This window comes from Bradyrhizobium sp. (assembly GCF_019242285.1).
Lineage (GTDB): Bacteria > Pseudomonadota > Alphaproteobacteria > Rhizobiales > Xanthobacteraceae > Bradyrhizobium.
In genome coordinates, this window is sequence record NZ_JAFAVV010000056.1 from 1 (window position 1) to 2,338 (window position 2,338).

General features: G+C 64.8%; 2 protein-coding genes and 1 pseudogene. 2 read left to right on the forward strand and 1 reads right to left on the reverse strand.

Features of this window, described 5'->3' with window-relative positions; all coding sequences use genetic code 11:
• Nucleotides 1–387 precede the first annotated feature (387 nt).
• Together JOY90_RS02430 and JOY90_RS02435 are read left to right on the forward strand one after the other, a co-directional pair.
• The gene (locus JOY90_RS02430) at nucleotides 388–1,017 is read left to right on the forward strand and encodes a TetR/AcrR family transcriptional regulator (protein ID WP_291689577.1); all 630 of its coding nucleotides are present in this window, start codon (nucleotides 388–390) and stop codon (nucleotides 1,015–1,017) included.
• Between the two features lie 9 nt (nucleotides 1,018–1,026).
• A complete protein-coding gene (locus JOY90_RS02435) occupies nucleotides 1,027–2,049 on the forward strand; it encodes an LLM class flavin-dependent oxidoreductase (protein ID WP_291689578.1) in 1,023 nt (340 codons plus the stop codon).
• A gap of 13 nt (nucleotides 2,050–2,062) precedes the next feature.
• On the opposite strand, the pseudogene JOY90_RS02440 reads toward JOY90_RS02435, so the two are convergent.
• Nucleotides 2,063–2,338 (reverse strand): annotated as a pseudogene (locus JOY90_RS02440) (hypothetical protein); the annotation flags it as partial.

The following is a 2,338-nucleotide window of genomic DNA, read 5'->3' on the forward strand; positions in this document are numbered from 1 at the left end:
GCCGCGCCGGCGCGGTGGCGCCGCCGGCTCGTCGAGCAGCTCGCGATCAAGCTTCGAGGGGTCGGTGATCTGATCCATGAGACTGTCCATGAGTCCTTGCCAGGCTGCCCGGAATTCGGCCGCGGCCTGACCTGCGGGTGCCGGCCGGTCCAACGTGTCGAGAGGGGGATGCCAGGTGGTTGTCATTCGAGAGGCGGAAAGCAGCGCTTGGGGTTGATATCTGGAGCAGGCACTCCAATATGTGCTGGCGATATAGACGCGGGGAGGCGCCGTTCAAGGATTTTTGGAGCGATGACATCAAAAATTATTAAAAACAGGAAAGGCCGGGAGAACGAGGTCCGAGATACCCAAGTCCACGACAGCAAGCGTGGCAGGGGACGGCCGGTCGTGTTCGACCGTGCCGTTGCGCTGCATGCCGCGATGAAGCTGTTCTGGGAGCGCGGCTATGAGGGCACGTCCTTCGACGAGTTGATATCAGCGATGGGGATCAGCGCATCGAGCTTCTACAATTCGTTCGGCAGCAAGGAAGCGCTCTATTGCGAGGCCACGCGTACCTATCTGGAGTGGGCAGGCCAATGGTTCTTCGCGATCCTGCATGACCCTTCGATCGACACCAGGTCCGCTTTCGCGCGGCTGTTCGAGGCGACCGCGGAGGAGTTCACCCGCGGCGACCATCCGCCCGGCTGCATGATCTCGCTCGCTGGCACGCATTGCGCGCCGGGCATGCAGAGCATCCGCGACATGATGGCCGAGCATCGTGCCTTCTCTGAAGGTGCGATGGCGGATCGCATGCGCAAGGGCGTCGCCAGTGGCGACATTCCCAGGGATACCGATTGCGACATGCTCGCCGCCTATTACAGCGCGGTGGCGCGCGGCCTCGCGGTGCAGGCGCGCGACGGCGCCTCGCGCGAGAAGCTGTCAGAGATCGGCCGGCTGGCGATGCGGGCGTGGCCGGCCGCCGGCAAGGTCGGGGAAAGCGCAGTGGCGTCAGTCGCAAATCGGCCCGGACATGAATAGATCGCGCGCATGAAGAAGATCGGCTTTCTCTCGTTCGGGCACTGGACGCCCTCATCGCAATCGCAGACCCGCTCGGCCGCGGATACGCTGCTGCAATCCATCGAGCTCGCCGTCGCCGCGGAGGAACTGGGTGCGGACGGCGCCTATTTTCGCGTGCACCACTTCGCCCGCCAGCTCGCGTCTCCATTCCCGCTGCTGGCGGCGGTCGGCGCGCAGACGAGCCGCATCGAGATCGGCACCGCCGTCATCGACATGCGCTACGAGAATCCGCTCTACATGATCGAGGATGCCGGCGCGGCCGACCTGATCGCGGGCGGACGGCTGCAACTCGGCATCAGCAGAGGCTCGCCGGAGCAGGTCATCGACGGGTGGCGCTATTTCGGCTATCGGCCGGGCGAAGGGCAGGACGACGCCGACATGGGGCGGCATCACGCGGAAGTTTTCCTCGACCTGCTGCGCGGTCATGGTTTTGCGCAGCCCAATCCGCAGCCGATGTTCCCGAACCCGCCCGGTCTGCTGCGGCTCGAGCCGCTCTCGGAGGGCCTGCGCGAGCGGATCTGGTGGGGCGCCGGCTCGAATGCCACTGCGGTCTGGGCCGCGAAGCTCGGCATGAACTTGCAGAGCTCGACCCTCAAGAGCGACGAGACCGGCGAAGCCTTCCATGTCCAGCAGGCCGCTCAGATCCGGGCCTACCGCGCCGCTTGGAAGGAGGCGGGCCATGCGCGCGAGCCCCGGGTCTCGGTCAGCCGCAGCATCTTCGCGCTGGTCGACGATCGCGATCGTGCCTATTTCGGGCGTGGGGGCGAGGACGAGGACCAGATCGGGTTCATCGACCCGAGGACGCGGGCGATCTTCGGCCGCAGCTATGCCGCCGAGCCGGATGTGCTGGTCGCGCAGCTTGCGAAGGACGAAGCCATCGCCGAAGCCGATACGCTGCTGTTGACCGTCCCCAATCAGCTCGGGGTCGCCTACAACGCGCATGTGATCGAGGCGATCCTGACCCAGGTCGCCCCCGCGCTCGGCTGGCGATGACGACCCCGTGGCTCTATGACGACCTGGTTCTTCGCTCCAGATACTGGCTGTATCGCGACATGGAGAAGCAGAACACGAAGTAGATGAAGGAGATGATCAGGAACATCTCGAGCCCAAAACCTTGCCATGCAGGGTCGACGATCGCCGCCTTGCCGGCTGAGATGAGATCGAAAATGCCGACGACCAGGACGAGCGACGTGCTCTTGAAGAAGCTTGTCGATCTCCATCCCGCGGGGCAGAAACAGCGGGAAGACGAAGCTCGCCATGAACAGCAGGCTGACCAGCGGCA